Source organism: Streptomyces sp. NBC_01363 (assembly GCF_026340595.1).
Lineage (GTDB): Bacteria > Actinomycetota > Actinomycetes > Streptomycetales > Streptomycetaceae > Streptomyces.
Genome location: NZ_JAPEPF010000001.1, coordinates 2038984 through 2062532 on the forward strand (window position 1 = coordinate 2038984; position 23549 = coordinate 2062532).

Consider the following 23549-nt stretch of genomic DNA (forward strand, 5'->3'; position numbering starts at 1 on the left):
CGCACCGGCGGTCAGGTCGAGGGCCGGCCCTCCGGCGACTGCTCCCGGCTCTCCCGGGCCGCTGCCTCCGACCCAGCCTCCGCCGACGCCGACTCCGGCACCATCGGCTCCGCAGGGCTCGGCTCCGGCCGCGCCGCCTCCGCCTCCGGCGGCTCCGCAGCGCCTGGCTTCCCCGGGTCCGGAGGTGCGGATCGCAGGAGTTCGGTGAGGAGGCGCACGGCACCGCGTTTGTGCAGTGGCTCGTTGCCGTTGCCGCACTTGGGGGACTGGACGCAGGACGGGCAGCCCGCATCGCATTCGCAGGACGCGATCGCCTGGCGGGTCGCGGTCAGCCACGTACGGGCGGTGTGGAAGGCCCGCTCGGCGAATCCGGCACCGCCTGGGTGGCCGTCGTACACGAAGACCGTGGGCAGCAGGGTGTCCGGGTGCAGGGGCACGGAGACGCCGCCGATGTCCCACCGGTCGCAGGTGGCGAAGAGCGGCAGCATCCCGATCGACGCGTGCTCCGCTGCGTGCAGGGCGCCGCCCAGGATCTCCGGGTTGATGCGGGCGGCGTCGAGCTGGTCCTCGGTGACCGTCCACCAGACGGCGCGGGTGCGCAGCGTGCGGGGCGGCAGGTCCAGTTTGGTCTCGCCGAGGACCTCGCCGGTGATCAGCCTGCGACGCAGGAAGGAGACGACCTGACTGGTGACCTCCACGGAGCCGTAGCAGAGCCGCCCGTCACCCCACGGGATCTCGGTGTCGGTCTCCAGGACGGCGATGGAGGTGGTGTCGCGTGCGGTGGTCGAGTACGGCGGGCCGGCCTCCTCGACCAGGGCCACCGAATCCTCCAGGTCCAGCTTCCGGACCAGGTAGGTGCGGCCCTGATGGAGGTGTACGGCGCCCTCGTGGACGGCGGTGTGCGCGGCCGATTCGTCGACGGTGCCCAGCAGCCGGCCGGTGCCCTCCTCGACGATCTGGACGGGGCGGCCGCCCTCGCCACGGATGTCGGTGAGGTCGGCGGCGCGCTCGCGGCGGGTCCAGTGCCAGCCCGATGCCCGTTTGCGGAGCAGTTTCGCAGCTTCCAGCTGCGGCAGCAGTTCGGCCGCGGCCGGGCCGAAGAGTTCCAGGTCCGGCTCGGTGAGGGGGAGCTCCGCGGCGGCGGCGCACAGATGGGGGGCGAGGACGTACGGATTGTCGGGGTCGAGGACGGTCGACTCCACGGGCTGCTGGAACAGCGCCTCGGGATGGTGGACGAGGAAGGTGTCCAGCGGGTCGTCGCGGGCCACCAGGATGGCCAGGGCGCCCTCGCCGGAGCGCCCGGCGCGGCCCGCCTGCTGCCACAGCGATGCCCTGGTGCCGGGATAGCCGGCGATGACGACGGCATCGAGGCCGGAGACGTCGATGCCGAGTTCGAGGGCCGTGGTGGCGGCCAGTCCGAGCAGTTGCCCGGAGTGCAGGGCGCGCTCCAGGGCGCGGCGTTCCTCGGGGAGATAGCCCCCGCGGTAGGCGGCGACCCGGGCCGGCAGCGAGCGGTCCACCTCGGCGAGGCGCTCCTTCGCGATGACGGAGATCAGCTCGGCGCCGCGCCGGGAGCGTACGAAGGCGACCGAGCGGACGCCCTGGACGGTGAGATCGGTGAGGAGGTCGGCGGTCTCGGCGGTGGCGGTGCGCCGGACAGGGGCGCCCTTCTCGCCGTGCAGGTCGGTCAGGGGCGGCTCCCACAGCGCGAAGACCAGCTCGCCGCGGGGCGAGGCGTCGTCGGCGACCTCCTCGACCGGGAGGCCGGTGAGGCGGCCGGCCGCGACCGAGGGGTCCGCCGCGGTGGCGGAGGCGAGGAGGAAGACCGGATCGGCGCCGTAACGGGCGCACAGGCGCCGTAGACGGCGTATCACCTGGGCGACGTGGGAGCCGAAGACACCGCGGTAGGTGTGGCACTCGTCGATGACGACGAAGCGCAGGGCGCGCAGGAAGGAGGACCAGCGGGGGTGGGACGGGAGTATCCCGCGGTGCAGCATGTCGGGGTTGGTCAGGACGTAGTTGGCGTACTGACGCACCCATTCGCGTTCCTCGACCGGAGTGTCGCCGTCGTAGACCGCGGGCCTGATGGCGTTGCCGAGCGGTGCCGCGAGCTGCTTCACGGCACGCCTCTGATCGGCGGCCAGGGCCTTGGTGGGGGCCAGGTACAGGGCGGTGGCGCCCCGGCCGTTCGGGGCCTCGGAGCCGTCGAGCAGGGCGCTGAGGACCGGGGCGAGGTAGGCGAGCGACTTTCCGGACGCCGTGCCGGTGGCGATGACCACGGATTCGCCGTCCAGGGCGTGCTCGGCGGCGGCCGCCTGGTGCGCCCACGGGTGATCGATTCCGGCCTGGTGGATCGCAGCGACGACTTCCGGCCGGATGCGATCGGGCCAGATGGCATGGGTTCCCGCACGCGGGGGCAAGTGCTCCGTATGAGTGATGCGCGCGGACCGGCCCGCCACTGCGGCGAGCCGGTCGAGGACCATGGCGGGAGAGGGTCTGGGGTCGCTGTTCCCGGGTGGTCGACTGGGGCGGTGATTCTTGGCCATCGGGACCGAGTGTGTCACTGGCGTGACGGACAATGGTCCCAAGGCGTCGTGCATGGCTGCTGGTAAGTGATTGAATGCCATCGCGGCTGGCGATCCGTTCCCTGGCTCCGCCGGGGAGACCGAGGGGCGACCGCTCGATAGCAAGGTGCTGGAGGATCCGTGGACCTGTCCTTGTCGACTCGCAATGTGTCCGGCCCTGGTGGCGACCGTACGGTCGTCGAGGTCGGTGGCGAGATTGATGTGTATACCGCGCCCAAGCTGCGCGAGCAGTTGGTCGAGTTGGTGAATGACGGCAGCTACCACCTGGTTGTCGACATGGAAGGCGTCGACTTCCTCGACTCCACCGGCCTCGGCGTGCTCGTGGGCGGCCTGAAGCGTGTCCGGGCCCATGAGGGCTCGCTGCGCCTGGTCTGCAACCAGGAGCGCATTCTCAAGATCTTCCGGATCACTGGTCTGACCAAGGTGTTCCCGATTCACACCACGGTCGACGAGGCCGTTGCGGCCACCGACTGACAGTCGGCCCGGGGTCGGTCCGCCAGGCGGATCGGCCGAAGGCCGGTTCGGTACCCAGTCGGCGCACCAGCTGCCCGCCAGGCGGCCGGTGCGGCGTGGGCGTGCCTGATGGCGGATTGCCATGAGGCGGACCGTTCGGCCGGTCGGACAGTCGACCGGCCGGGCGACCGGAGGATCGGGTAGCCGGGTGACCGGCGCCCCGAACGGCCGGACAACCGGACCGGACGGTGTTCGACGGGACGTGGGCCAGTCGGTCGGCGAGCCGTCGGCAGTCGGCCGGTGATCCGTCGTTCGGTCGTCCGTCGGCCGGGCGTCCGGTGATCGGCCGCTCGCGAGTGGCCCGGCTGCCGGACGGAGGTCTGTCGGCAGGTGGGCGGCTCTGTCTCGGCCTGCTGTGCGTCGGTCGGCCGTACGTCGGCTCCGGTCGGATGTCCGGTGGCCGACGACACGACCGGCGAACCGTCGGGGCCGACGGGGCCATCGGTTGGGGCAGAAAAGCCGTCGGTTCCGGAAGAAGACCGGAAGAGACCAGAAGAAGAGAAGAAGAGCAGGGACAGCGGGCAGCGCGCCCGGGACCCTGAAATGCACGCCCGTACGTCTGAGGGGGATCGCATGACCACCGTTGAACTCCGCTTCAGCGCTCAGCCCGAACACGTCAGGACGGCCCGCCTCGTGGCAGCCGCCGTGGCGCGCCGGGCAGGGGTCGACGAAGCCGTGCTCGACGAGGTCAGACTCGCTGTCGGTGAGGCCTGCAGTCGCGCAGTCGGGCTGCACCGCAGCCATGGCATCACTGCCCCCGTCTCCGTCGTCCTGAACGAGGAGGAGAAGTCCTTCTCCGTCGAGGTCGGCGACGAGGTGCCCGGACCGGGGGACGATCCCGCTCTCGGCGGACCCGTCGGAGCCTCCGCGACACGCGGCGCCACGCCCGGCGCGGGGCTCGATGAGCCGGATCACGAGAGTGACGCCGGTGGCGAGGACGAGATGGGTCTCGCGGTCATCAGCGGCCTTGTCGATGATGTGGAAGTCAGATCGGGAGCCAACGGCGGAGTGATCCGCATGAGCTGGCCGAAGACGCCCATGACGGTGCAGCCATGACGATGCCGCCCCTGCTCCCCTGAGGCGCCACAGGTGCCATGGGCGGCCGACCTGCCCCGGTCCGGCCGAGTCCCTTCCCCGTTCCATTTCTTGATCCGTCTTATGAGGCCCTGCTCAGCGGGGCCTTTTTCATTTGTGCGTGATCATTTATGCGTGATCAATGATCTACGGAAAATGTGCCTGCCCCATTACTGCATTCGGGCCTGTCCGGGGGTGCGATCATTTACCGATCGGCCGGTGAAGGTCAATTACATTTACCGCGCACTGTTTTGATCAGCTCCCGCTCCCTACAATCCGTCCACGTCTTGAGCGCTGAGCGTCAAGGAGGACGTATGGCGGAGTTCTTCAACACCCCACTGGCAGGACCGGCGCAAGATTCCGCATTTTCCGCACCTTCCGGCCGATCCACTTCTCTGGCGGCCGCGGTTCTCACCGATGACAATCGCGTCATCGTGATCGTCGTCGCGGTCGTCGCAGTCGCCGCCCTGGTCGTCGCCAGACTGCTGGTGCGCCAGGTGCTGGCGGCCGGCGAGGGCACCGACCGCATGAAGGAGATCGCGGCCGCCGTCCAGGAAGGCGCGAATGCCTATCTGGCCCGGCAGTTGCGCACCGTCGGCATCTTCGCCGTCGTGGTCTTCTTCCTGCTTCTGCTGCTACCGGCCGACAACTGGTCGCAGCGCGCGGGCCGTTCGTTGTTCTTCCTGGTGGGTGCGCTTTTCTCGGCGACCACCGGATACATCGGGATGCGGCTTGCGGTACGCAGTAATGTCCGTGTGGCCGCTGCTGCGCGTGAGGCGACTCCTGCGGAAGGCGAGCCGGAAAAGGATCTCACCGCCGTTTCGCACAAGGCGATGAAGATCGCATTTCGTACCGGCGGCGTGGTCGGCATGATCACCGTGGGCCTCGGCCTGCTCGGTGCGTCCTGCGTCGTGCTCGTCTATGCCGCCGACGCCCCGAAGGTGCTGGAGGGCTTCGGCCTCGGTGCCGCACTGATCGCCATGTTCATGAGGGTCGGCGGTGGCATCTTCACCAAGGCGGCGGACGTCGGCGCCGACCTCGTCGGCAAGGTCGAACAGGGCATCCCGGAGGACGATCCGCGCAACGCGGCCACCATCGCCGACAACGTGGGCGACAACGTCGGTGACTGCGCCGGAATGGCAGCCGACCTCTTCGAGTCGTACGCCGTGACGCTCGTCGCCGCGCTCATCCTCGGCAAGGCCGCCTTCGGTGACTCCGGACTGGCCCTCCCGCTGATCGTTCCGGCGATCGGCGTGGTCACCGCGATGATCGGGATCTTCGCGGTCGCCCCGCGGCGCGCAGACCGCAGCGGAATGACCGCCATCAACCGCGGATTCTTCATCTCCGCGGTCATCTCGCTGGTGCTGGTGGCCGTGGGCGTCTTCGTCTACCTGCCGTCCTCGTACGCCGATCTGAGCGGTGTCACCGACCGCGCCATCACCTCGCACGGCGGCGACCCGCGGATCTTCGCCCTGGTCGCCGTCGCCATCGGCATCGTGCTGGCCGCTCTGATCCAGCAACTGACCGGGTACTTCACCGAGACCAGCCGGCGCCCGGTCCAGGACATCGGCAAGTCCTCGCTGACTGGTCCGGCCACCGTCGTACTCGCCGGTATCTCCATCGGTCTGGAGTCCGCCGTCTACACGGCGCTGCTGATCGGCCTGGGCGTCTACGGGGCGTTCCTGCTCGGCGGTACGTCGATCATGCTGGCGCTCTTCGCGGTGGCCCTGGCGGGGACCGGGCTGCTCACCACCGTCGGTGTCATCGTCGCCATGGACACCTTCGGCCCGGTCTCGGACAACGCGCAGGGCATCGCCGAGATGTCCGGTGACGTCACGGGCGCCGGTGCGCAGGTCCTCACCGACCTGGACGCCGTCGGCAACACCACCAAGGCCATCACCAAGGGCATTGCCATCGCCACCGCCGTCCTGGCGGCGTCGGCGCTCTTCGGTTCGTACCGCGACGCGATCGCCACGGCGGTCGACGGCGTGGGGGCCAGGGCCGGGGAGATGACGCTCAGTCTGGACATCTCGCAGCCCAACAACCTGGTGGGCCTGATCCTCGGCGCCGCGGTCGTCTTCCTCTTCTCCGGTCTTGCGATCAACGCGGTGTCGCGGTCGGCCGGGGCCGTGGTCTACGAGGTGCGGCGGCAGTTCCGCGAGCACCCCGGGATCATGGACCACAGCGAGAAGCCGGAGTACGGGCGCGTCGTCGACATCTGCACCAAGGACGCCCTGCGCGAGCTTGCCACGCCCGGTCTGCTGGCCGTCCTGGCGCCCATCGCCGTCGGCTTCACGCTCGGTGTCGGAGCACTCGGTTCCTATCTCGCGGGCGCCATCGGAACCGGCACCCTGATGGCGGTCTTCCTCGCCAACTCCGGTGGTGCGTGGGACAACGCCAAGAAGCTCGTCGAGGACGGTCACTACGGCGGCAAGGGCAGCGAGGCCCATGCCGCGACCGTCATCGGCGACACGGTCGGCGACCCGTTCAAGGACACGGCAGGGCCGGCGATCAACCCCCTGCTCAAGGTGATGAACCTGGTCGCCCTGCTCATCGCCCCGGCGGTGGTGCAGTTCAGCTACGGGCAGGACGCGAGCGCCGGCGTGCGCGCGGTGGTGGCGGTGCTCGCCGTCGCGGTCATCGTCGGCGCGGTCTATGTCTCCAAGCGGCGTGGGATCGCCGTGGGTGACGGAGAAGATCCCGGTGACGGGGACGGAGGAGGGGACAGGCCGGCCAAGTCGCCGGGCCAGGCAGCCGTTTCGTGAGACCGCGGCCGGGGTGGATCGGTGACACATGACCGAACCCGGCTCAATGACCGGGCGGGCGGGGCATTCTGATGCTCCGTCCGCCCGGTCGCATCTCGGCCTGCATGCCGGTCCGCCGTCGGCCTGCCACTGATCTGTGCGCCCGATCCGTACACCTGATCTGTATGTCTGATCTGTGAGCCGTTCGTGTGCTTGCTCGTACATGTGTTCCTGAGCTTCGACGGCTGTGTGGGTGAGTTGTATCTCCCTCATTTCCCTTGGTGCAAATGGCTACAAAAGGCCACTCATCGGACGCCCGGCACCCGGACGGAGGGCGCCCGCCGTGTAAGTTCCGGGGCCGAGAGCCTTGGAAGGGACCGATCCGGTGAACAAGAAGCTTGCGGCCACGCTGTCCGGCGGCGCGGTACTGGTACTTACGCTGTCGGGCTGCAGCAGCGACGACAACAGCGACAAGGTGAACGCCTGGGCCAAGAAGGTCTGCGACCAGGTCCAGCCCCAGCTCCAGAAGATCGCGAACGCCAACGCCGCCATCCAGCAGCAGACCGCGGACAACAGCAAGCCCGCCGACGTCCAGAAGACCGACTCGGCCGCCTTCCAGCAGATCTCGCAGGCGTACAAGGCACTGGGCGCGGCAGTCGACTCCGCCGGGCCGCCGCCGGTCGACGGCGGCGAGACCACGCAGAAGGAGGCCGTGAAGGAGCTCGACGCGTCCTCCGCGGCGTACGCGAACCTGCAGAAGAAGGTCGACGCCCTGGAGACGAAGGACCAGGCGAAGTTCGCCGATGGGCTCAAGGGCATCGCGGACGAGCTGAACAAGATCAGCACCAGTGGTGACGAGGCGTTGAAGAAGCTTCAGTCCGGCGAGGTCGGCACCGCGATGGCGAAGCAGAAGGGCTGCCAGAAGCCGACGGCCTCGGTGCCGCCGAAGGCCGACACGGTGCCGCCCGGGGCCACGTCGCCGTCCGCCTCGCCCAGCAAGAAGTCGTGACCGGGTGGCAGCAGCGGTTGTCGTGACGCGCGGTCGGTCGCGCCGGAGGCACGGTCGCGCCGATGACCTGCCGCACCGGCGGCCTGCTGTGCCGATGACCGGTCGCGCCGATGATCTGCCGCGCCGATGACGGGTTGCGCGGACGGCCCGGCCGCCCCGATGGGCGCCGGGCCGCTGCCGTTGTCAGTGGGAGCGGCCACAATGGGTGGGTGAGTACGACCAGTCTCCCCGTGCCCGACCGTTCGCCCCGGCTCCGCGAAGCCCTGCTTGCCGCCGCCTTCACCGCCGACGGGCTCCTCGACCTGCTCGGCGCGCCCGCCTATGCCGCGCTCGCCCGCAGCGAGACGGTCCCGGCGCTGCGCGCCACCCGGGGCGACTCCCCGCTCGACACGCTGGTGCGGCTCTTCCTGCTCCAGCACCCCGTTCCGTACGAGCGGGCCCGTGCCGCGTTCCCGCTGGCCGAGTGCGTCGAGGACGGCTGGGTGACCCACGTCGGCGACGAGGTACGGGCCACGGTCGACGTACGGCCGTACAGCGGGCCCGAGGGGCAGGACTGGTACATCGTCTCCGACCTGGGCTGTGCGGTCGGTGGCGCGGGCGGCATCGGTTCGCGCGAGGAGGGCGTGGTCCTGGGCGTCGGCGGGGCGTCCACCACGCTCGCCGGGATCACCGTCCGTACGCCTGTCGCCTCCGCGCTCGACATCGGTACGGGCTCCGGCATCCAGGCGCTGCACGCCTCGCAGCACGCCACCCGGGTCACGGCCACCGACCTCAACCCGCGCGCGCTGGACTTCACCCGGCTGACGCTCGCGCTGTCCGGCGCGGCCCCGGCCGAGCTGCACCAGGGCTCGCTGTACGAACCGGTCGGCGCCGAGACGTACGACCTGATCGTCTCCAACCCCCCGTTCGTCATCTCGCCCGGCGCCCGCCTCACCTACCGCGACGGCGGCATGGGCGGCGACGACCTGTGCCGGACCCTGGTGCAGCAGACGGGCGACCGGCTGAACGAGGGCGGATTCGCCCACTTCCTCGCCAACTGGCAGCACGTCGAGGGCGAGGAGTGGCAGAACCGGCTGAGTTCCTGGGTCCCGCACGGCTGCGATGCCTGGATCGTGCAGCGCGAGGTCCAGGACGTCACGCAGTACGCGGAGCTGTGGCTGCGCGACAGCGGCGACCACCGTACGGACCCCGCCGAGTACGCCACGCGGTACGACGCCTGGCTGGACGAGTTCGAGGCCCGCAAGACCAAGGGCGTCGGCTTCGGCTGGATCACCCTGCGCAAGTCCGCCGCAGCCGCCGCCGGCTATCCGTCCATCGTCATCGAGGAGTGGCCGCACGCGGTGGAGCAGCCGCTCGGACCGGCCGCCGAAGCCCACTTCGTCCGTCAGGACTACCTCCGCGAGCAGGACGACGCGGCGCTTCTGGCCGGGCATTTCACCCTGGCCGCCGAGGTCGTGCAGGAGCAGGTCGGCCTGCCGGGCGCGGAGGACCCGGAGCACGTGGTGCTCCGTCAGAATCGGGGCATGCGGCGCGCGACGAAGGTCGACGCCGTCGGCGCCGGCTTCGCGGGCGTGTGCGACGGGACGCTGCCCGCAGGTCGGATCCTCGACGCGATCGCCCAGTTGATGAACGAGGACCCGGTGCTGCTGCGTGACCGGACCCCGCAGGCGATCCGGCTGCTGGTCGAGGAGGGCTTCCTGGATCCGGTTCTTCCGGTGGGCTGATCGCGCCGCCCCGCCCGCCCCGCCCGCCGCGTCGCGCCGCCCTGCCCACTGCGTCCCGCCGCTGCCCACTGCGTCCCGCCGCTGCCCACTGCGTCCCGCCGCTGCCCACGGCGTCCCGTCACCGCCCGCCCCGTCGCGCCCCGGCCCGCCCCGTCACCGGCCCGGCAGGTCCGGTGACGGGGCCGGGCTTGCCGGGCTCCGTTCCCGTTCGGGCGCTCACCGCCGAACGTGAGGAAGGGCCTCGCCATCAGCGGCTTCGGGCCCACCGCCGCCGGTGCGTCGCGGTGTCCGCGGATTCCGGATGGTGCTCGGGCGGGGATCCCGGATGGCGCTCCCGCGTCCGCGGGGCGGAAGCGGGTGATTCCGGCCATTCACCGGGGGTTCGCATCGTCGACGCCCTGGGGTGGCAGCCTCCTCCTGACCGGAGGGGGCGCACGCCCCGGCCGGGCGGCGACAGGGAGGCGTACGGGCATGGAGAGCGGACCTGCGGTCTTCGCCGGAGCGGCCTTCGCGCTGTTCGGCGCCGCGCTGCTGCTGTGGACGGGGGCGCGTGTGATGCACCGCGCGCCGGTGGCGCACGGTGTGAGCCCCGTCGCCTCCGCGACTCTCGCCACTGTGTTCGGCGTACTTTTTCTCGTCCTCGGTGTGTGGTGCTTCACCCGTATCTGATCCACTTCCCACCGGTCCGGTCCACTCCTCACCGGCCCCGGCCGGGAACCCGCAGGGCACGGCGGGCAGTGGCGGGGAACACGCCCGGACCGTACGCGCCCCGACGCCGACGCCCGCAGTGCCGCAACAGCACCCGGAAACCCGCAGGCAGCGACCGCGCACAGGGCGGACCGGACGGTCCGGGCGGCAGGAATGGCGGAAGTCGGGTTACCGTTCGAGTGGCCGTTGCGGGCTTTTGCCGTTTGACACGGGGGCGGGTTGTACCGTCACACTCCGCAGCGACAGCACCGTCGGCAGCGTCATCGCGCTGCCCGGATGCCCACCGAGTGTCGACCGGAGAGAAGAGCGAAGTTGTCCCCGACCAGCGAGACCGCACAGGGCGGCCGCCGACTCGTCATCGTCGAGTCGCCTGCCAAGGCGAAGACGATCAAGGGCTACCTCGGCCCCGGATACGTCGTCGAGGCGAGCGTCGGGCACATCCGCGACCTGCCGAACGGCGCCGCAGAGGTTCCGGACGAGTACACCGGCGAGGTCCGTCGGCTCGGCGTCGACGTCGAGCATGACTTCCAGCCCGTCTATGTCGTCAACGCGGACAAGAAGGCGCAGGTCAGGAAGCTCAAGCAGCTGCTGGCCGAGTCCGACGAACTCTTCCTCGCCACCGATGAGGACCGCGAGGGCGAAGCCATCGCGTGGCACCTGCAGGAAGTCCTGAAGCCCAAGGTCCCGGTCCACCGGATGGTGTTCCACGAGATCACCAAGGACGCGATCCGGGCCGCCGTCGCCAACCCGCGCGAGCTCAACCAGCGCATGGTCGACGCCCAGGAGACCCGCCGCATCCTCGACCGCCTCTACGGCTACGAGGTCTCGCCGGTCCTGTGGAAGAAGGTCATGCCGCGCCTGTCGGCCGGCCGTGTCCAGTCCGTGGCGACCCGTCTCGTCGTCGAGCGGGAGCGCGAGCGCATCGCCTTCCGCTCCGCCGAGTACTGGGACCTCACCGGCACCTTCGCCACCGGCCGTCCCGGTGACGCCTCCGACCCGTCGACCCTCGCCGCCCGGCTGAGCGCGGTCGACGGCCGCCGCATCGCCCAGGGCCGCGACTTCGGTCCGGACGGGCAGCTGAAGTCCGGCTCCGTCCAGGTGCTGCACCTGGACGAGACGAACGCCCGCGCCCTGGCCGCCGCGCTCGCCGACGCCACGTTCGCCGTGCGGTCCGTCGAGTCGAAGCCGTACCGCCGCTCCCCGTATGCCCCGTTCCGTACGACGACCCTCCAGCAGGAGGCGAGCCGGAAGCTGGGCTTCGGGGCCAAGGCCACCATGCAGGTCGCGCAGAAGCTGTACGAGAACGGCTTCATCACCTATATGCGTACCGACTCCACGACCCTCTCGGACACCGCGGTCGCCGCGGCCCGTGCGCAGGTCACCCAGCTCTACGGCGCCGACTACCTCCCGGACAAGCCGCGCACGTACGCCGGGAAGGTCAAGAACGCGCAGGAGGCGCACGAGGCGATCCGCCCCTCCGGCGACCGCTTCCGCACCCCCGCCGAGACCGGCCTGAGCGGCGACCAGTTCCGGCTCTACGAGCTGATCTGGAAGCGGACCGTCGCCTCCCAGATGAAGGACGCGGTCGGCAACTCGGTCACCGTCAAGATCGGTGGCCGGGCGAGCGACGGCCGGGACGCCGAGTTCTCCGCGTCCGGCAAGACGATCACCTTCCACGGCTTCATGAAGGCGTACGTCGAGGGCGCCGACGACCCGAACGCCGAGCTCGACGACCGCGAGCGGCGCCTCCCGCAGGTCGCCGAGGGCGACGCGCTGTCCGCCGAGGAGATCTCGGTCGACGGCCACGCCACCAAGCCGCCGGCCCGCTACACCGAGGCCTCGCTGGTCAAGGAGCTCGAAGAACGCGAGATCGGCCGCCCGTCGACGTACGCGTCGATCATCGGCACGATCCTGGATCGCGGCTACGTCTTCAAGAAGGGCACGGCGCTCGTCCCGTCGTTCCTCTCCTTCGCCGTGGTCAACCTGCTGGAGAAGCACTTCGGCCGGCTCGTCGACTACGACTTCACCGCAAAGATGGAGGACGACCTCGACCGCATCGCGCGCGGTGAGGCCCAGGCCGTGCCGTGGCTGAAGCGCTTCTACTTCGGTGCGGCCGCCGGCGACACGACCGGCGCGGGGGCGGCCTCCGACGCGGGCAACGGCGACGGAGACCACCTCGGCGGTCTGAAGGAGCTCGTCACCGACCTCGGTGCGATCGACGCGCGGGAGATCTCCTCCTTCCCCGTCGGCAACGACATCAAGCTCCGGGTCGGCCGCTACGGCCCGTACATCGAGCGTGGTGAGAAGGACGCCGAGGGCCACCAGCGCGCGGACGTGCCGGAGGACCTGGCGCCCGATGAGCTGTCCGTGGAGTACGCGGAGGAGCTGCTCGCCAAGCCGAGCGGCGACTTCGAGCTCGGCGCGGACCCGATCACCGGCCACCAGATCATCGCCAAGGACGGGCGCTACGGCCCGTACGTCACCGAGGTGCTGCCCGAGGGCACCCCGAAGACCGGCAAGAACGCGGTGAAGCCGCGGACCGCCTCGCTCTTCAAGTCCATGGCCCTGGACACGGTGACGCTGGCCGACGCGCTCAAGCTGATGTCGCTGCCGCGTGTCGTCGGTGAGGACGCCGAGGGCGTCGAGATCACCGCGCAGAACGGCCGCTACGGCCCGTACCTGAAGAAGGGCACGGACTCGCGTTCGCTCACCTCCGAGGATCAGCTGTTCGACATCACGCTCGAAGAGGCCCTCGCGATCTACGCCCAGCCCAAGCAGCGCGGCCGGGCGGCCGCCAAGCCGCCGCTGAAGGAGCTGGGCACGGACCCGGTGAGCGGGGCTCCGGTCGTGGTCAAGGACGGTCGCTTCGGCGCGTACGTCACCGACGGCGAGACGAACGCGACGCTGCGCACCGGCGACAGCGTCGAGGACATCACGCCGGAGCGCGGCTACGAGCTGCTCGCCGAGAAGCGCGCCAAGGGACCCGCCAAGAAGAAGACGGCGAAGAAGGCCCCGGCCAAGAAGAGCGCGGTGACCACGAAGAAGACCGCTGCCAAGAAGACGACGGCGGCGACGGCCAAGAAGACCGCGGCGAAGAAGACGACGGCCGCGAAGAAGACGACCGCCAAGAAGACTGCTGCGGCGAAGAAGACGGCTGCGGCGTCCGTGGAGGACTGAGCGGTACGCGTCGAGCACGCCGGAGGGGGCTGGACGTTCCAGCCCCCTCCGGCGTTTGCTTGGCCCTGCGGGCCGGGGCGTGCGGGGGAGGGCCGGGGTGTGCTGGGGAGGTGGACCGGTGCGGCGGTGGACGCCTGCGGCGGGCCTGTTCCTCCACCCGCCCCTTCCCGTGACCGGGGCTCCGCCCCGGACCCCGCTCCTCAAGCGCCGGAGGGCCGGCTGTTCCACCGGAGGGGCTGGAAATGCCGGGGACGCCGGGTGGGGTCGGAAGGGCCGGAACGGCTCCGGCGCCCATATGTTCGGACGGGGCCTCCGGGGACCCCATCGCTCCGGATAGGCTGGGCGGATGACGCGAGCCGAGCAGCCAACGGTCGTGAGCCCCACCTCCGACACACTTGCCGCAGACTCACGCGAGCGCGCCGTACGAGCCCTGTTGCGTGTTCCCCCGCTGAAGCGGTTGTGGAGCGCGCAGCTCGTCGGCAGTACCGGCGATGCACTCGCCCTTCTCGTGCTGGTGCTGATGTCGTTGCAAGCGGCGGTCCTCGAGGGCTCATTCGGAGCCGGGTACCGAGGGGCGGCCTTTGCCGTCGCCGCGGTGTTCGGTGCCCGGATCCTTGCCACCCTGCTCTTCGGAGCCGTACTCCTCGGGCCGCTGACGACGCTCACCGCGCCCGGCGGACCGCTGGACCGGCGGTGGCTGATGATCGGGACGGACGGGCTGCGGCTCGCGCTGCTGGTCGTCGCACCGCTGTGGATCGACTGGATGCCCGACAAGGCACTCATGATGATCCTCATCACCGTCTTCGTCGTCGGCGCGGCCGAACGCCTGTGGACGGTCGCCAAGGACGGCGCCGCCCCCGCGCTGCTGCCCGCCCCGCCCCCCGAGGGCGCCGCGGTACGCCCGCTGCCCGACCACCTCGACGCACTGCGCCGGCTCTCCATCCGTACCGACTTCGCCGCGATCCCGGCCGCGGCGGTCGTCCTGCTGATCGCCACCCTCGTCGGCAACCTGCTGGGCTCGGGCCTGGACTGGTTCTCGGTCCACCAGGCGGCCCTCGGCTCGTACGTCGCGGCCGGACTCTTCTCGGCGTCGATCTCCACCCTGTACTTCCTGGAACTGCCCGGTACGCAGACCCCCCGCCCGCGCTCGCCGCTGGAGGGCCTGCGGCGGCCGTCGACCGGCAGCGGACCCGACCGGGGCCGCACCGGGGCCGTCCCGCTGATCGTCGGCGCATCGGCCGCGGTCGCCGGGGCCATCGCCGCAGCCGCCGCGGCCTCGGTGCTGCACGCCGCCGACCTGGGCGGCGGACCCGCCACCTTCGCGCTGCTGATCCTCGCCCTGACCGGTGGCACGGGCGTCGGCATCCGGACCGCGGAGAAGGTGCTGCCCACCCTGTCGCGGCGCCGGCTGCTCGCCCTGGCCACCGCCGTCACCGGCATCGCGCTGCTCGCCATGGGTCTCGTGCCGGACACGGCGACCGTGCTGATGATCGCGGTGCTCGCCGGATACGCCGCGGGCGTCGCCGCCCACACCGGTCATGTCCTGGTCGACCAGGAGACCGAGGAGTTCCGCCGGGCCAGGACCACCGAGCACCTCCAGGCCGTCGTACGGGTCCTCATCGCGCTCGGCGCGCTCGCGGGCCCGCTGCTGGCCGCCGCGATCGGCGCCCACCGGCTGGTCTCGGGCGACTTCGTCTTCGAGCACGGTGGAGCGGCCTTCGCCCTGATGCTGATCGGCGCCCTGCTGCTGCCGGTCGCCGTGATCGTCCTCGCCAAGACGGACGACCGCTCCGGAGTGCCGCTGCGCCGCGATCTGCGTGAGGCGCTGCGCGGTGGCGACCCTGCCGTCGCCCCCGCCGCGACCGGTTTCTTCATCGCCCTGGAGGGTGGCGACGGCGCGGGCAAGTCCACCCAGGTCGAGGCGCTCGCCGAGTGGATCCGTGCCAAGGGACATGAGGTCGTCGTCACCCGCGAGCCGGGCGCGACGCCGGTCGGCAAGCGGCTGCGCTCGATCCTGCTCGACGTCTCGTCGGCCGGCCTGTCCAACCGGGCCGAGGCGCTGCTGTACGCCGCCGACCGCGCCGAGCACGTCGACTCGGTCGTCCGTCCGGCGCTGGAGCGCGGTGCGATCGTCATCTCCGACCGCTACATCGACTCGTCCGTCGCCTACCAGGGCGCGGGCCGCGACCTCTCCCCGACCGAGATCGCCCGGATCTCGCGCTGGGCGACGAGCGGGCTCGTACCGCATCTGACGGTGCTGCTGGACGTCGATCCGGAGACCGCTCGGGAACGGTTCACCGAGGCCCCCGACCGGCTGGAGTCCGAGCCGCCGGAGTTCCACGCCCGGGTGCGGTCCGGCTTCCTGACGCTGGCCGCGGCCGACCCGACCCGCTACCTGGTCGTGGACGCGGGCCAGGACCCGGAGTCGATCACCACGGTCGTACGTCACCGGCTCGACCAGCTCCTTCCGCTCTCCGAGGCCGAGATCAAGGCCCAGGAGGAGGCGCGCAAGGCCGCCGAGGAGGAGGCCAGGCGCAAGGCCGAGGAAGAGGCGGCCCGCAAGGCCGAGGAGGAGCGGCTGGAGCGCGAGCGGCAGGAACAGCTCGCCAAACTCCGTGCCGAGGAGGAGGAGCGCAAGGCCCGCGAGCTGGAGGAAGCACGTCGGCGCGAGGCCGAACGCCAGGCGGAGGAAGCCCGCCGGCGGGCCGAGGAAGCCCGCCGGGTGGCCGAGGAGGAGCGGGTCCGGCGCGAGGCCGAGGAAGCGGCCCGTGAGGCCGAGCAGGCCAGGTTGCGCAGGCAGGCCGAGGAGGAGGCGCGGCTGCGCAGGGAGGCCGAGGCCCTGCGGCTGGAGAAGCAGCGCAAGGCCGAAGAGGCGCTGTTGCGGGCCGAGGAGGCCCGCAGGCGGGCGGAGGCCGAGGCCGCCGCCGCGGCGGAGAAGGCCCGTGCGGAGGCCGCTGCCGCCGCGTCCGTACCGGAGAACGAGATCACGGTGCCGACGCCGATCGTCGACCCGAACGACGTGACGCAGCAGGTGCCTGCGCCGGACAGTTCGCCCACGTCCTCCGACGAGGCCGAGACGGCGATGATCCCCAGGATCCAGGACCGGCCGGAACGGCCCGGTGCGGCGGACGAGACGGCGGTTCTTCCGCCGGTGCGGGACGTCCGGGGCGTTCGGGACGTTCGTGAGACGAATCCGGCGGACCGGATTCCGCGGGGCATCTTCCGCGACGAGCGTCCGTCGGGCTCCGTGCCGGAGAGCGAGAACGAGCGCACCCGTGAGCTTCCGCAGATCGACGATCCGCGCGCGGGTGCCTCGCGGCCGGTCCAGGATCACCGGGAAGGCCAGGAGCGCCCCGCCCGCCGTCCTCGTCCCGACTGGGCCGAGGAGACCCCGCTGGACGATCTGCCGACGCTGGCGGACGAGCTGCTGGGCGATCGCCGCGACCAGCACGACGACGGGGACTCGGACCGCTCGGGCCGGGGGCGTCGCCCGCGTCGCTGATCCGTGACGGATGCCGGGCCGGTACTGCCCGCCCCGCATCCGCCGGGCCGCCTTGTTGCCGGGATTGTCAGACCCGTCCCCCACAATGGGTGTCGGATCGGGGAAGCCGGATCGACAAGCAGCGACATCAGAGCTGCGCGGCGGCACCGCACGACGGCCGCGCAGCGTGCACACCACCGGAAGGGCGGTGACCCATGACCGTATGGGACGACCTGGTCGGCCAGGACCGGGTGCAGGAGCAGCTCGGCGCCGCCGCCCGGGACGCCGATGCGCTGGTCACCGCCCACTCCGCGGGGGAGTCGGTGCCGCCGGGGTCGAAGATGACCCACGCCTGGCTGTTCACGGGACCGCCGGGCTCCGGCCGCTCCACCGCCGCCCGTGCCTTCGCCGCCGCCCTCCAGTGCACCAGCCCCGACCGCGCCCTGGGCGGCGCACCCGGCTGCGGCTTCTGCGACGGCTGCCACACCAGCCTCATCGGCACACACGCCGACGTGGAAGTGGTCCGGACCGATCTGCTCTCCATCGGTGTGAAGGAGACCCGCGAGCTGGTCCGCCGCGCCCAGCTCTCCCCGGCCGTCGGCCGCTGGCAGGTCATCGTCCTGGAGGACGCCGACCGGCTCACCGAGGGCGCGGGGAACGTACTGCTGAAGGCGGTCGAGGAGCCCGCGCCCCGGACGGTGTGGCTGCTCTGCGCGCCCTCCCTCGAAGACGTGCTGCCCACCATCCGCTCCCGATGCCGCCACCTCACACTGCGCACGCCCCCGGTCGACGCGGTCGCAGACGTCCTGATCAGGCGGGACGGCATCGACCCGGAGCGGGCCGCTTCCGCCGCCCGAGCCACTCAGGGCCACATCGGCAGGGCCCGCCGCCTCGCGACCGACGAGCGGGCCCGCTCGCGTCGCGCCGCCGTGCTCAAACTCCCGTTGCGGGTCGAGGACATCGGGGGCTGCCTCAAGGCCGCCCAGGAGCTGATCGACACCGCCACCGATGACGCCAAGCAGGTCTCCGAGGAGGTCGACGTCAAGGAGACGGAAGAGATGAAGGCCGCACTCGGCGCCGCCGCCGGGGGACGGCTGCCGCGCGGCACCGCAGGGGTGATGAAGGAGCTGGAGGACAGGCAGAAGCGCCGCAAGACGCGTACGCAGCGCGACAGCCTCGATCTCGCGCTCACCGACCTGACCGGCTTCTACCGTGACGTGCTGGCCATCCAGCTGGGCTCGCGGATCGCCATCGCCAATGGGGACGTCCAGGACGCCCTCGACCGCATCGCCCGCTCCTCCACGCCCGAGCGCACCCTGCGCCGGATAGAGGCGGTGACCGCCTGCCGCCGGGCGCTGGACCGCAATGTCGCGCCGCTGCTCGCGGTGGAGGCGATGACGATGGCGCTGCGAGCGGGCTGACACCACCCGTTCCCGGTCGGCCGCCCGCACCCGCTTATCCGCACCCGGCCCGTTCACGATCGCTCATTCGTGATCGCTCATTCACCCGTACGAGGAGCGAATCGGGCGAACCGTCACCCGGCCACTACGCTCCGGGGATGGACACCAGGCGCTCGCTCCGCATTCTCGCCACCGCGCTCGGCACGGCCGGCCTTCTCATCTCCGGCTGCACCAGCGGCAGTTCGACGAGCAGCTCGCCGTCCGCATCATCCGCTTCGCCCACGCCGTCCGTCCCCGCAGAGCTCACGTCGTACTACGCGCAGCAACTGAAGTGGCGGGACTGCGGCGTCGAGGGGTTCCAGTGCACAACGATGAAGGCACCACTGGACTACAAGAAACCGGACAGCGGCGAAATCGAACTGGCCGTCTCCCGCAAGAAGGCCACCGGACCCGGAAAGCGGATCGGCTCCCTCCTGGTGAACCCGGGCGGCCCCGGCGGCTCGGCCATCGAGTACCTCCAGGGCTACGCGGCCGTCGGCTACCCGGCCCAGGTCCGGGCCCGCTACGACATGGTCGCCGTCGACCCGCGCGGAGTGGCCCGCAGCGAGCCCGTCGTATGCCTCACCGGTCCGCAGATGGACTCCTACACCAAGGTCGACCAGACCCCGGACGACGCCGGCGAGGTCACCGAGCTGAGCGGCGCGTTCAAGCGGTTCGCGGGCGGCTGCGAGAAGCGCTCCGGCGAGATCCTGCCCCATGTCTCCACCGGCGAGACCGCTCGCGACATGGACATCCTGCGATCCCTGCTCGGCGACGAGAAGCTGCACTACGTCGGGGCGTCGTACGGCACCTACCTCGGTGCGACGTACGCCGGACTCTTCCCCGCCCGGGTCGGCCGGCTGGTCCTCGACGGCGCGATGGACCCGTCGCTCGACGCCGTCGACCTGAACCGCGAGCAGACCGAGGGCTTCGAGACCGCGTTCCAGGCCTTCGCCGCCGATTGCGTGAAGAAGAAGGACTGCCCGCTCGGCACCACCTCGACCGCCGATGCCGCCACCCGGCTGAAGCGGCTCTTCACCGACCTCGACGCCCGGCCGATCGCCACCGGTGACTCCCGCATGCTCACCGAATCCCTGGGCACCACGGGGGTCATCGCCGCCATGTACGACGAGTCGGCCTGGCCGCAGCTCCGCGAGGCCCTCGCCGCCGCCCAGAAGGGCGACGGTTCCGGCCTGCTCTCCCTGTCGGACAGCTACTACGAACGCCGGCCGAACGGCACGTACGCCAACCTCATGTTCGCCAACGCCGCCGTGAACTGCCTGGACTTGCCGCCCGCCTTCGCCGACGCCAAGGCCGTCACCCGGGCCGTTCCCGCCTTCGAGAAGGCGTCCCCGGTCTTCGGCAGGGCCTTCGCCTGGTCCGCCCTGAACTGCGCCTACTGGCCGGTCCCGGCCACCGGTACCCCCCACCGCATCGAGGCGAAGGGCGCGGCCCCGATCGTCGTGGTCGGCACGACCCGCGACCCGGCCACCCCCTACAAGTGGGCCCGGTCCCTGGCCGGCCAGCTCTCCTCCGGCACCCTCCTCACCTACCGGGGCGACGGCCACACGGCGTACGGCCGCGGCAGCGACTGCATCGACACGGCGATCAACACCTATCTCCTGGAAGGCACCCCGCCGGCCAAGGGCAAGATGTGCTCCTGACCACCCCGCCTCGCCACTGACCTGCGGAAACGGCCCGAAACGAGGCTGGTACGGAGCACCCCCGGAAACTGTGTAGACTTGGCGACGCTGCTGATCGCACCATAGTGCGACAGGGCGTGCCGCCTTAGCTCAGTTGGCCAGAGCAACGCACTCGTAATGCGTAGGTCTCGGGTTCGAATCCCGAAGGCGGCTCCAAGAAACCCCAGGACTCACTCGCCGTGACCTGGGGTTTTTTGTTGTGGTGACCTTGGGCTCCGGGGCAATCGGACACGCGCGACGCGTGACGCGTGACCCGCTCATCGTCCTGTGCAGGTCCGGAATCGATCGTCGGTCGACGTTTTCATCCACAGGGCTGTGGTGTCGTCCTCGGTCCACTCGTCCACGGGGCCGGACCGCCAGGGCTCGTGGCAGCTCGGGAGTGGGCGGGAATCCGCGTGGCCGGAATCGTGAAGCACCCGTGAATACCCTGTGGAAGTGATGTCGGTGGGCCCGCTTATGCTGCACCCCACGATCACGCGGGACCAGGGGAGGGCGCGGCATGTTCGGCAAGCTGTTCGGCAGGGGCGAGGAGAGACCGGCGGCGGATCCGCACGCCCTTCCCGTCCCGCGCAGGCGGAAGAACGGGATGTACACGCTGCGCGCGCTCGGGGACGCGCGGGTGCTCGCGCTGGTGGAGGCGGCCGACGCGGGCGACTGGGAGGCGGTCAAGGCGGCGCTGGTCCCCTTCGACCTCGGTCGCGACCACCAAGTCCTCGGTGAGCTGGCCACCTTGGACGGTGTGCAGGACTGGATCGGCCGCGCCGCCGAGGAGGACCAGGAGCACCGGGCGACGGCCCTGCTGATATCCGGAACGCGCCACGTCAGCTGGGGCTGGGAGGCGCGCACCGCCGAGCGTGCCGCGAACGTCACGCAGGAGCAGTGGCGGGTCTTCCACGAGCGGCTCCGGATCGCCGAGGAGCAGCTGTTGGAGGCCGCCGAGCTGCGGCCGGAATGGGTCACGCCGTGGCGCCACCTCCTCGCCTCCGGCCGTGGCATGTCGCTGGGTCCCACTGTCAACGAGACCCGGCTCGACGCCGCCCTGCGCCGCGAACCGCTGGACCTGGACACCCACATCGAATGGCTGTCGCAGTTGCAGCCCCGTTGGGGCGGCGAGCCGGGGCAGTCCCTGGCGTTCGCCCGCGACGCGTTCGTCCGCGCCCCGCAGGGGCACCGGATCGGCTGCGTGATCGCCATGGCGCACATCGAGGAGTGGGTCGAGTCGGACCGTGCGAACTGCCTCAGAACTCCCGAGATCCAGGCCGAGTTGCGCAACGCGGCCGACCACAGCATTCTCCACCCCGCCTACGCGCGGCGACCGGGCTGGCAGCACGACTTCAACATGTTCGCCATGGCCCTGTCGCTGGCCGACGAGCGCCACACGGTCCGGCGCGTCTTCCAGGCGCTCGACGGCGCCTACACCAGCTGGCCCTGGGCCTATTTCGCGGAGCCCGAGAAGCAGTTCGCCCGCCGGCACCGCCGCGTCTGAGCCACGCCGGTCCCGGTCCCTCCCGCCATCCGTCGCCCCTTCCACTCCGGACTGCCGATGACTCTGCCCGACACCGCAGCGACCCCGGCCGGCGCCGATCGCACCTTCCAGGTGGATCTGCGCGGCCTCGTCGATCTCCTCTCCCACCACCTCTACTCCAGCCCCCGCGTCTACCTGCGCGAACTCCTGCAGAACGCGGTGGACGCGCTGACCGCCCGGCACGGCCTCGAACCGGACGCCCCCGCCGACGCCTTCGGTATCCGCCTGTACGCCGACGGTGCGGTGGTACGCGTCGAGGACGACGGCGTCGGTCTCACCGAGGCCGACGTACACACCTTCCTCGCCACGATCGGCCGCAGCAGCAAGCGCGCCGAAGGGATCGCCGAGCAACGCGGCGACTTCATCGGCCAGTTCGGGATCGGCCTGCTCTCCTGCTTCCTGGTCGCGGACGAGATCCACGTCCTGAGCCGCTCCGCCCGCACCCCCGACGCACCCGCCGTGGAGTGGCGGGGGCGCGGCGACGGCAGCTACGCCGTCCGCACCCTGCCCGCATCCGCCCGCCCCCGGCCCGGTACCACCGTCACGCTGACGCCGCGCGCCGACACGGGCGAGTGGACCCGGCCGGCGCGGGTGCACGCGCTGGCCCGGCACTTCGGCTCCCTGCTGCGCCACCCGGTGTCCTTCGACGACGGCACGGGTGGTCCGGGCGCATCCGTCAACCCCGAGCCCGCACCCTGGGCATGTACGCACCCCACCCCGGGAGCCCGTTCCCGCGCGCTGGCCGCCTACGGCGAGGAGGTCTTCGGGTTCACGCCGCTGGACACCATCGAGCTGGACCTGCCGGCCGTGGGCCTGAAGGGCATCGCGTGCGTGCTGCCCGAGGCGGTGCCGACCGGGCGCCGCCACGGCCATCGCGTGCACGTCAAGGGCATGCTGCTGTCCGAGCAGGCCGAGGAGATCCTGCCCGAGTGGGCGTTCTTCGTCCGCTGCGTCGTCGACGCCGAGAGCCTGCGCCCGACGGCGTCCCGCGAGTCCCTGTACGAGGACGACACGCTCGCCGCCGTTCGCGAGGCCCTCGCCGAGCGGCTGCGCGCGTGGATCGCCCGAGCCGCCGCCAGCGATCCGGACCTGCTCGCCCGCTTCCTCCAGGCCCATCACCTGGCCGTGAAGTCGCTGGCGGTGCACGACGACGAGATCCTGCGGATGCTGCTGCCCTGGCTGCCGTTCGAGACCACCGACGGGCACGCCACCCTCGACGAGTTCGCGCGCACCCACCGCACCGTGCTCGTGACGTCGAGCGTGGAGGAGTTCCGGCAGGTCGCGGCGATAGCCTCGGCCGCCGGGCTCGGCGTCGTCAACGGCGGCTACACATACGACCGTGAACTGGTCCACCGGCTACCCGAGATCAGGCCCGAGGTCAGCGTCGCCGACCTCGACCCGGCGACCCTCACCGCCCATCTCGACCCCGTCGACCGGGAGACGGAACTGGCCGCCATGGCCTACCTCGCCCTGGCCCGCGACGCCCTCGCCGTCTTCGACTGCGACGTCGCGCTGCGTACCTTCCAGCCCGCCTCCGCCCCCGCCCTCCTCGTCGACAGCCGCGAGGCCCGGCACGAGCGCACCCGCTCCCAGCTCGCCCGTGAGCAGGAGGGCGGCCTGTGGGGCGACATCCTCGGCGCTCTGCGCCAGGAGGCCCCGCGCGCCCAGCTGATCCTCAACCAGCTCAACCCGCTGGTCCGCGCCGCCGTCGCCATCGATGAGCCCGAGCTGGCCCGTACCAGCGCCGAAGCCCTCTACGGGCAGGCCGCGATGCTGTCCCGGCGCCCGCTCAGGCCCTCCGAGTCGAGCCTCATCAACCGCTCCTTCCTCGACCTTCTCGCCCACGCCCTCCGCAAGGACAGCTGAC

At 71.2% G+C, this 23549-nt stretch carries 13 protein-coding genes and 1 tRNA gene; 13 read left to right on the forward strand and 1 reads right to left on the reverse strand.

The window, feature by feature from the left end; translation table 11 throughout:
* Positions 1 to 11 precede the first annotated feature (11 nt).
* Positions 12 to 2627: a DEAD/DEAH box helicase gene (locus OG611_RS09620; protein WP_266417513.1), complete on the reverse strand. Its 2616-nt coding sequence runs from the start codon at positions 2625 to 2627 to the stop codon at positions 12 to 14.
* Positions 2628 to 2705: 78 nt separating this feature from the next.
* On the opposite strand from OG611_RS09620, the gene OG611_RS09625 reads away from it, so the two are divergent.
* The 13 genes from OG611_RS09625 to OG611_RS09685 all read left to right on the forward strand — a co-directional run bounded on the left by OG611_RS09625 (position 2706) and on the right by OG611_RS09685 (position 23548).
* Positions 2706 to 3059 (forward strand): STAS domain-containing protein, encoded by a 354-nt coding sequence (locus OG611_RS09625; RefSeq protein WP_003967428.1) that lies wholly within the window; start codon positions 2706 to 2708, stop codon positions 3057 to 3059.
* 612 nt (positions 3060 to 3671) lie between these two features.
* Positions 3672 to 4154, forward strand: coding sequence for an ATP-binding protein (locus OG611_RS09630; RefSeq protein ID WP_266417516.1), 483 nt, complete (start codon positions 3672 to 3674; stop codon positions 4152 to 4154).
* A gap of 332 nt (positions 4155 to 4486) precedes the next feature.
* Positions 4487 to 6937: a sodium-translocating pyrophosphatase gene (locus OG611_RS09635; protein WP_266417519.1), complete on the forward strand. Its 2451-nt coding sequence runs from the start codon at positions 4487 to 4489 to the stop codon at positions 6935 to 6937.
* A gap of 364 nt (positions 6938 to 7301) precedes the next feature.
* Positions 7302 to 7925, forward strand: coding sequence for a small secreted protein (locus tag OG611_RS09640; RefSeq protein WP_266417522.1), 624 nt, complete (start codon positions 7302 to 7304; stop codon positions 7923 to 7925).
* A 209-nt stretch (positions 7926 to 8134) separates the two neighbouring features.
* Positions 8135 to 9649, forward strand: coding sequence for a class I SAM-dependent methyltransferase (locus OG611_RS09645; RefSeq protein WP_266417525.1), 1515 nt, complete (start codon positions 8135 to 8137; stop codon positions 9647 to 9649).
* Between the two features lie 471 nt (positions 9650 to 10120).
* Positions 10121 to 10318 (forward strand): hypothetical protein, encoded by a 198-nt coding sequence (locus OG611_RS09650; protein WP_266417528.1) that lies wholly within the window; start codon positions 10121 to 10123, stop codon positions 10316 to 10318.
* A 351-nt stretch (positions 10319 to 10669) separates the two neighbouring features.
* Positions 10670 to 13534 carry a type I DNA topoisomerase gene (gene topA / locus OG611_RS09655; RefSeq protein WP_266417531.1) on the forward strand — a complete coding sequence of 955 codons (2865 nt, stop codon included), beginning with the start codon at positions 10670 to 10672 and terminating at the stop codon, positions 13532 to 13534.
* A 346-nt stretch (positions 13535 to 13880) separates the two neighbouring features.
* Entirely contained in the window at positions 13881 to 17036 is a 3156-nt protein-coding gene (gene tmk, locus OG611_RS09660; RefSeq protein ID WP_266417533.1) for a dTMP kinase, read from the forward strand.
* A 194-nt stretch (positions 17037 to 17230) separates the two neighbouring features.
* Positions 17231 to 18436, forward strand: a complete 1206-nt coding sequence (locus OG611_RS09665; RefSeq protein WP_266417535.1) for a DNA polymerase III subunit delta' — start codon at positions 17231 to 17233, stop codon at positions 18434 to 18436.
* A 137-nt stretch (positions 18437 to 18573) separates the two neighbouring features.
* Positions 18574 to 20118 carry an alpha/beta hydrolase gene (locus OG611_RS09670; protein ID WP_266417538.1) on the forward strand — a complete coding sequence of 515 codons (1545 nt, stop codon included), beginning with the start codon at positions 18574 to 18576 and terminating at the stop codon, positions 20116 to 20118.
* 118 nt (positions 20119 to 20236) lie between these two features.
* Positions 20237 to 20313: transfer RNA gene (locus OG611_RS09675), tRNA-Thr, on the forward strand.
* 343 nt (positions 20314 to 20656) lie between these two features.
* Entirely contained in the window at positions 20657 to 21643 is a 987-nt protein-coding gene (locus OG611_RS09680; protein ID WP_266417541.1) for a hypothetical protein, read from the forward strand.
* Between the two features lie 57 nt (positions 21644 to 21700).
* Complete coding sequence (locus tag OG611_RS09685; protein ID WP_266417543.1) at positions 21701 to 23548, forward strand: HSP90 family protein; 1848 nt, start codon at positions 21701 to 21703, stop codon at positions 23546 to 23548.
* Position 23549 lies beyond the last annotated feature (1 nt).

Coding starts and splice junctions, on each gene's coding strand:
- OG611_RS09620 (WP_266417513.1), bottom strand. CDS start 2,627: ATGGCATTCAATCACTTACCAGCAGCCATGCACGACGCCTTGGGACCA.
- OG611_RS09630 (WP_266417516.1), top strand. CDS start 3,672: ATGACCACCGTTGAACTCCGCTTCAGCGCTCAGCCCGAACACGTCAGG.
- OG611_RS09635 (WP_266417519.1), top strand. CDS start 4,487: ATGGCGGAGTTCTTCAACACCCCACTGGCAGGACCGGCGCAAGATTCC.
- OG611_RS09650 (WP_266417528.1), top strand. CDS start 10,121: ATGGAGAGCGGACCTGCGGTCTTCGCCGGAGCGGCCTTCGCGCTGTTC.
- tmk (WP_266417533.1), top strand. CDS start 13,881: ATGACGCGAGCCGAGCAGCCAACGGTCGTGAGCCCCACCTCCGACACA.
- OG611_RS09665 (WP_266417535.1), top strand. CDS start 17,231: ATGACCGTATGGGACGACCTGGTCGGCCAGGACCGGGTGCAGGAGCAG.
- OG611_RS09670 (WP_266417538.1), top strand. CDS start 18,574: ATGGACACCAGGCGCTCGCTCCGCATTCTCGCCACCGCGCTCGGCACG.
- OG611_RS09680 (WP_266417541.1), top strand. CDS start 20,657: ATGTTCGGCAAGCTGTTCGGCAGGGGCGAGGAGAGACCGGCGGCGGAT.
- OG611_RS09685 (WP_266417543.1), top strand. CDS start 21,701: ATGACTCTGCCCGACACCGCAGCGACCCCGGCCGGCGCCGATCGCACC.